Raw genomic sequence first — 8,103 nt, 5'->3', positions numbered from 1 at the left:
TGTAATTATTATAAAATTTTAGATATTACTCCTACAGCAACTCAGGGACAAATTAAACAGGCATATCGTCGTTTAGTAAAGTTATTTCACCCAGATATTAATACAGATATAGCAGACCATGAAAGTATTATTAGAATTAATGAAGCCTATGAAGTATTAGGCGATCCCCAACGAAGGAAGTCTTACGATTATCACCAACTTAATCAAAATTCTCACAAATATAGAAAGACTAGCCAATATTATCAAAAACATCATACAAGAGGCAAGAATATTGATGAACACCTGCAAAAATGGTTAAATCAAGTATATAAACCAGTCAACAAAATTATAATTTCAATACTGAAACCTCTAAAAAGTGAAATTAATGATTTAGCTGCTGATCCTTTTGACGATCAATTGCTTGAATCTTTTCAAAATTACTTAGAAAGTTGTCGGGAACTACTTAAAAAAGCTCATAACTTATTTAATTCTCTGCCTAATCCATCTAATTTTGCTGGAGTAGCAGCTAATTTATATTATTGTTTAAATCAAGTTAGTGATGGAATAGATGATTTAGAGTTATTTACTCTAAATTATGATGATTATTATTTACATACAGGTCAAGAATTATTTAGAATTGCTGATAGATTGCGCCAGGAAGCACAAGCTGCAATAAAGCAATAAAAGATATAGTTTAAGTCATAATTTAGAGGTTAGAAGTTAAATTTTTGCTGCAACTAAATTTGAGACTTTGATAATGCTTAATGGTAATGCCGACTACTATGTTTTATAAGTTTTTATAAGTGGTATATTTGACTATCTTTTCATTTAATTTTTATTATACGAATGCTCGAATTTATAGCAGTTTTCATATTTTTTAGAGTACAGAGATTTGGGTTTAAAGGAAGAAGTAATACCAGTTTGATAAATGTTTGCTACAAATAACTAGGGTGATTTTTAGGAGTCAGGAGGTAGGGACGTTGCATAAGGGCGTCCGTACGGAGTCGCATGGGAATGGCTTTAATATAGTTTTTTAGGTCATNGGAGTCAGGAGGTAGGGACGTTGCATAAGGGCGTCCGTACGGAGTCGCATGGGAATGGCTTTAATATAGTTTTTTAGGTCATACATCATTTTTTTTGTCCAAGGGACATCTCCTGTGAAGTCTTTTTATCGCTCTTACTATTCGTAACATTCTTTTTTCAAAATGGTATAAGAAGGAAGAAGGAAGAAGTAATGCAAGTCAACATGAGTGAAAACCGCTATAACTAGAGAGATAATACCTCTAAAATATATTATTTATCGTAGGAGTTTGGTTTCCTTTCCCCAAGCAAAAATGGGGTGGGGAAACCAAATACCTAAGGTTTTTTTTCACGAACTTCCTTATTACTTCTTACTTCTTCCTTCTTACTTCTTATATCATGTCCGCTGGTATCGGAGCGTGTAAAAATTGGGGAAATATTTACCTTATGTAAGGTTTTTCCTTTACTTCTTACTTCTTACTTCTTACTTCTTCCTTCTTCCTTCTTCCTTCTTCCTTACCTTATACAATACCGATGCTACCATGATATTACTTCTTACCCAATAATTAATAATTAATAATTAATTATTAATTATTAAATAATTCTGGTTTAAAGCCTCCCCTTGGATAGGGGAAAAAAAGTGCTAGGATATTTCCCGATATTCAATTCCGTAACGGTTTTAACCTTCTTGTAATTATCAATTATCAATTAATGAATTCTTCCTTCTTCCTTCTAAATACCAAAAAGAGTTTGAATCCGGTTTCTAATCCGGTTAAAGGGACTATTTTCAGAGGAACTCAAATCCAATAATCCTAATTCTTGTAGTGCTTGTCGGCGTTCACAAAGCTTTTGGGAAATATCAACAGCTAAACTGGGAGATTCTTCTAAGAGTCTTTGCAAATCATGTTGCTCTATTACAAATAAAATTGAATCTTCAACAGCTTTGACTGTAGCTGTACGAGGGGAACCTAATAATAAAGACATTTCTCCAAAAAACTCTCCTTCGTGGAGAGTAGCAATATATTTATTAGTTTTTTCAGAAATCACTTCAACCAGACCAGAAAGAATAATATAAAAAGAAGAACCCACATCATTTTCCTGACATATAATTTGTCCTTTAGGGAATAATTGTCTATAGCCATATTCTATTAATTGTCGGAGCTTTAAATCAGTAAAACTTTCAAAATAAGTAACTCTCTTAAGTAAATCGCGCAAAGTCCAATTGCTAAGAGATTTTGGTATTTGCTTTTGAGACTGAGGTTGAATACTATTCTGTTTCTGCTCCGAAATAATACCATCCCGATCTAACACTTCACTTTCAATGGCATTGGTAATATTAATATTATTAAATAATAGACTTAAATCTTGTGGATTTTTTAACCATAAATCACGCTGAGGAAAGGGAATAATTATATCTCGCCGATTTAATTCATGCTCAATCAAAAAATTTAAAGAACTTGTAATTGGATCGCTATCTTGAGGATGGTCAATCCAAACTAATAACTCAAAATCTAAAGAACTATCACCAAAACCTTTAAACCATACTTTTGGAGAAGGATTCTTTAATATATTTCTTTCTGCTCTAGCAACATCTAATAATGTTTCTGTTACTAGCACTGGGTCAGTACCATAAGCAACTCCAACTGGAATATGAAGACGACTTTTAGGATCTTTGTAACTCCAGTTAATAATATTATTTTCGACAAATTTAATGTTAGGTACAATTACAAATATACCGTCAAGAGTACGCACAATTGTAGAGCGAATAGAGATACTTTCTACTGTACCTAATAAATTGTCTACCTCAATAAAATCTCCTACTTTAATTGGCTGTTCAAATAATAGGGTTAAACCACTGATAAAGTTACTTGCAAGATTTTGTAGTCCAAAACCAATTCCAATTCCTAAAACACCTGCAAAAACAGTAAGAGTTCTTAAGTCTATACCTGCTCTTTGTAAAACAATTAAAATTCCTAAAGTTGCGACTAGATAAATAATAACTGTGGCGATCGCTTCTTTACTACCTCGGTCTAAACCCATAGGAGTTAGCAGTAATCTTTTGATTCCTGCACCTATATTTCGAGCAAGAATTAAGACTGCGATAGCTAATAGAATTAATCTGACAATTGCACTTATCGAAAGATGATTATCTCCAATATAAAACAGTGGAGTTGTTAATGCTCTAGATAAGTTTTGAAACCATTGTTGTCCTTGTAAAAAAATCAAATTCATACTTGTGAGAATAGGGGAGTAGGGGAAAATTCAATAATTAATAATTAACAATTAATAATTAGGGTTTGCTGAAAAAGTCTTATGGGTAAGGGTAGGAGTCAGGAGTTAGGGACGTTTTGCTGCGCAACATGTTTTGCTGGCGCATAACTCCGTTAACGGCTGTCGCCGACATGTTTGCGGAGCATTCCGTCAGGAAATGCGGAGCATTCCGGGACGGAAAACGCATTTTTGTTACGCAACGTCCGTACGGAGTCAGGAGAAGTGAGAATTATAGAGGAGAGAAGAGGAAGAATAGTAAGAGTGATTTTTCTGCCATAATCTACCCAAAATGCTCACTTTTTCGACTTTATCAACCAAAAAGCTGGTACTTTTTCCAGACCTAAAATTGCTCAAACCTTTATCCGTAAATGCTTTGATATTTAATCAGCAACCCCTAATTAATAATTACCTCTTCTTTTCAACAAGAGGATTGGTTAAAAGGGAAATTTTTTTCTTTTTTCTCCTTTAAAGGAGAGGCTTTAAACCCTAGTTTTTCGGTAAAGATAAGAAGAATTAAATAAAATTAGGAAGTAGGGAGTAGGGGACTGAGAGAGAAGTAAAAATATAATAAATTTTAAGTAGTTAGGTGATAGGGAAATTTTAATTTCGACATTATCCACATTATTATGCCTGAATCTTGTTTCTAAGAATTTCTTTGAATCATCTATTATATATTTTTTTATATTGGTCGTTACTTCCGCATTTTTTAGATAAGAAGGGTAAGCATTCAGCCGTCAGCTAACAGCTATCAGCTATTAGTGGGAGGATGAAGTAAAAGCAACCCTTGAAATTGAGAGAAAATTAAAAGTTACTGCTTAAAGTAAGCTCCTTTAACCGAGTAAGAAATTATTCATTATTTGGCTATTAACGCACTTCCTCCGCTGGAGACTAGCTGACTGCTAAGAGCTAAATTCTTACTAATAAGCTATGAGTTAGTATTTTTGATCGAGGTTGCTTCGCGACAATTTAAAATTATTACCTCGCGACTGTTGCAAGAAGCTTGAAATAAGGAAGATAATTCTGATTTTTTTCGTTCTGAAGAACAAGGCTTGTATGCTTAATTAAACAATTACTAAATTAACTTAGATCAAAAAATTTTGAAGTTTAAATTTGGAATTCTAAAAATGGTAAAAGATACTTTGAAATACTGATTGCCAAGTATTTCCTCATACTCCTTATTTCAATTAATTATTATATAGAAATAATCAATTATTTCCTATTACTCCCGACTCCCTATCTAATTATGTCATAATTCAGCTATTAACAGTCAGCTTTTAGCTGTTTCATAAATATAGCAATCCGCGCATAGGTTGCGGGTAATCAAAAAGTAGAAAAAAAACTTGAAACTCCCGCCTGTTTCCTGTTCCCTGTTCCCTATTCCCTATTCCCTAAAAGTGGGAAGGTTTTTATACACAAATAAAATAGGACTGCTATCGTAAATATACATTCTATAGGTTAAGGTCAGTTGTTTTTAATTATCCTCAAATCTATCAATACTAATTTCTACTCAAAACGTAATGAATTAAGCTGATAGCTGACGGCTGAATGCTAAATGCTTACCTAAATTATTAACCAGGGAAAAATTCCCTGGCTAAACTGATAGAAAATTATCCTCTACTTTAAAATTGTTTTGGAGACAATTCTCGTTTTTTTCCGGTCTGCTTCCGAAAGTTCCCCTCCATCTTGTAGACGAGTTGCACTGGTTTGTAAAACAGTTGCTGCTCCTGTATCTCCCATTTGTAATGCCGTTTTAGCTGCTGTTTGTAACATTGTAGCTGCACCTGCTCTATCGCCCTGTTGTAATTTTGTTTCAGCTATTTGAGTTTGCCTATATTTTGCTAAAGCTAAAATATGATTTTGTACTTGAGGGTTAACTTGAGGCTGATATTTTTGCATAACATTAGCTTTAACTAAAATTGATTTTGAAAGTAAATCTTTCTGACTTTGAGCAGGGTCATCATAACGAATTTGTAATTCAGCAATTGTTTGTTTTCCTTCTGGTAATTGCCCAATATAAATATTAACTAAAACAACTCTTTCTACATCTTTCATTAAATCTCCCAGTCTAACCATAAACCCATTACCCTCTTTTTGTACTGGCAATTCAATAGTATCTGGTGCCACTTGGGCAATAGGTTTAAGTTCTGCCAACCTAACTTTAGGCATTAAAGAAAATCTTAGATAAGAGTTAGTAAGTCCAACAGATTGAATCCGATTAAATAACTTTCCAAACTCTTCTATTGCCTGTTCTGGTCGTTGAATATAGGCAAGANAGTCTAACCATAAACCCATTACCCTCTTTTTGTACTGGCAATTCAATAGTATCTGGTGCCACTTGGGCAATAGGTTTAAGTTCTGCCAACCTAACTTTAGGCATTAAAGAAAATCTTAGATAAGAGTTAGTAAGTCCAACAGATTGAATCCGATTAAATAACTTTCCAAACTCTTCTATTGCCTGTTCTGGTCGTTGAATATAGGCAAGAGTTCCCCCTCCAGCATCAGCAATTTTTTCCAAAACATCTTGATTCCAATCATCACCAAATCCCAAAGAATTTAGAGTTAAATTGTAGTCTGTTGCTAACTTTGCTAACTTAAGACAACGGTCATTATCCCCATGTTCATTTTCTCCATCAGTTAATAGAAAAGCTTGGGAAATAGAATCTTTTTGACCCTTACCTAACTCTTCTATTCCTAACTTTAAACCTTCATCAATAGCAGTACCACCAGAAGCTCTTAACTTATTAATTTCACGCTTAATACTAGCAGAATCATTAATAATTTGATTACGAACAATTACTTTAGCTCGATGGTCAAAAGCCACAACCGAAAGGCGATCGCCTTCCNATAGAAAAGCTTGGGAAATAGAATCTTTTTGACCCTTACCTAACTCTTCTATTCCTAACTTTAAACCTTCATCAATAGCAGTACCACCAGAAGCTCTTAACTTATTAATTTCACGCTTAATACTAGCAGAATCATTAATAATTTGATTACGAACAATTACTTTAGCTCGATGGTCAAAAGCCACAACCGAAAGGCGATCGCCTTCCTTTAATTTCTCCACAAGTTGTTCGGCCGCTTGTTTAACAGTTTCCAGTGGTCTTCCTTCCATAGAACCACTGTGGTCTAAAATTAAACAAAGGTTTAATGGTACAGTCCTTTCTAACTCATCAGCCATAGCGGAAATAGATATGGCCATTTGACGTTGAGATGAAGATTGAGAGGCATCAATATTGGTATCGTTGAGAGCTGAATGTAAATTAACTTTCATAAATGTACTAGNAACAAAGGTTTAATGGTACAGTCCTTTCTAACTCATCAGCCATAGCGGAAATAGATATGGCCATTTGACGTTGAGATGAAGATTGAGAGGCATCAATATTGGTATCGTTGAGAGCTGAATGTAAATTAACTTTCATAAATGTACTAGGAATTTTTCTACTACTTACTTATTTAAGGATATCTCCACAAATATAGGGAAAAATTTCGATATAAATTTCAATAAAATCAGTTCCTTAACACGCCCTAGATAATTCTGGCAAAATTTCCATCTACAGAAGAAACACTATCTATGCTAAATGTTGACTCAAAAAATCAAGTAATTTCAATAATTGATAATTGATAATGGATAATTGATAATTACCTCTGGTTAAAACCGTTACGGAATTGAAGATTGGGAAATATCATTTCTTCTCTTGGTCGATTGGATATGGCGTTTAGCGTTCCGCACAACTTCGTTAACGGCTGTCGCCGACATGAAAAGCGGAGCGGCTCTGCAAGAGCGGGAGACCCTTCCCTCCGGGACGCTTCGCGAACGCCATCCCATCCTAACGGAATGCTCCGCAAACGACCGCTTTTTTCCCCTTCAAAGGGGAGGCTTTAAACCACAATTATTTAATTAACAATTATTAATAATTCGGTAAGTATTAAGCTATAAGCTATTAGTCAGGCTTCTGCAGAGGAACTATGTTATACCAATTTGATAGATGTTTACTACAAATACTTAGGGGATTTTTAGGAGTCAGGAGACAGGAGTCAGGAGTCGTATGGGAATAGCTTTAATACTATTTCTAAGTTCATAAATCATCTTTTTAGTCAAAAGGACATCCCTTTCAGCAAAAAACACTGCGGAACAATTAATAATTAATAATTACCCCTTCTTGAAACGGATAGGATTGGCGCTCTAGGAAATTTTTTTGATTTATCCCCTATCCAAGTGGAGGCTTTAAACCTTAATTGTTGAATGAATAATTAATTATTGACGCTTCAACTCTTAATTATTAATTATTAACTATTAATTATTCGGTAAAGTATGCACAATCCCTCTTATTATTCGTAACATTATAGCGTTTCTCACGCTAGTAAGGTACACTTTTATATTTCTTCCCTGTTGCCTGTTGCCTGTTGCCTGTTGCCTAGAATTTTGTACCTCACTCTTTTTGGGAATTGCTATATTTTTTCAAACTGGTATTAACAGTTATTGCCACATGAAAGAGGTAATAGCTATTGAGGAATTAAATTGAGAGAAAATTAAAAATTACTACCAAAGTAAGCACCCTTATATCAATTTCCTAAAGTCAGACTATACATAACTTGATATCTTTGATTTCGAGTTTGATAGATACTTTGACAAGTGAAGTTTTAAGTTTATGAAATTGGTATTAACCGAGAGAAGTATTGATTTAAACCTCTCCTTCAAAGCTATCCTTTATAAACATCTTTACTTAACATAAAACGTAGACATTATAGAGAAGTTATGTAATTGCCCTTAGCTGGATATTTCGGGAGAGTCAAAATATTTAATTAGAGGCTTTTCTCCCCCCACTTCCCCAT

3 protein-coding genes and 2 pseudogenes are annotated in these 8,103 nt (G+C 34.0%); 1 reads left to right on the top strand and 4 read right to left on the bottom strand.

Annotated elements, in window-relative coordinates; genetic code table 11:
• Window positions 1–663, top strand: a 663-nt coding sequence (locus AFK68_RS20385; RefSeq protein WP_094674586.1) for a J domain-containing protein, incomplete at its 5' end; no start/stop codon positions are given.
• A 1,068-nt stretch (window positions 664–1,731) separates the two neighbouring features.
• Here AFK68_RS20385 and AFK68_RS20380 read toward each other — a convergent pair.
• The 4 genes and pseudogenes from AFK68_RS20380 to AFK68_RS35320 form a co-directional block, all read right to left on the bottom strand.
• Window positions 1,732–3,231: a cyclic nucleotide-binding domain-containing protein gene (locus tag AFK68_RS20380; RefSeq protein ID WP_094674584.1), complete on the bottom strand. Its 1,500-nt coding sequence runs from the start codon at window positions 3,229–3,231 to the stop codon at window positions 1,732–1,734.
• A 1,653-nt stretch (window positions 3,232–4,884) separates the two neighbouring features.
• A pseudogene (locus AFK68_RS42145) lies at window positions 4,885–5,542 on the bottom strand (VWA domain-containing protein); the annotation flags it as partial.
• 1 nt (window position 5,543) lies between these two features.
• A pseudogene (locus AFK68_RS45845) lies at window positions 5,544–6,113 on the bottom strand (VWA domain-containing protein); the annotation flags it as partial.
• Window position 6,114: 1 nt separating this feature from the next.
• A partial coding sequence (locus AFK68_RS35320) for a VWA domain-containing protein (protein WP_143438083.1) occupies window positions 6,115–6,541 on the bottom strand: 427 nt, incomplete at its 3' end.
• Window positions 6,542–8,103 lie beyond the last annotated feature (1,562 nt).

This window comes from Hydrocoleum sp. CS-953, from assembly GCF_002260545.1.
GTDB lineage: Bacteria > Cyanobacteriota > Cyanobacteriia > Cyanobacteriales > Microcoleaceae > Trichodesmium.
The sequence above is the reverse complement of the archived record's forward strand: the minus strand, read 5'-3'. Positions and strand labels throughout refer to the sequence as shown.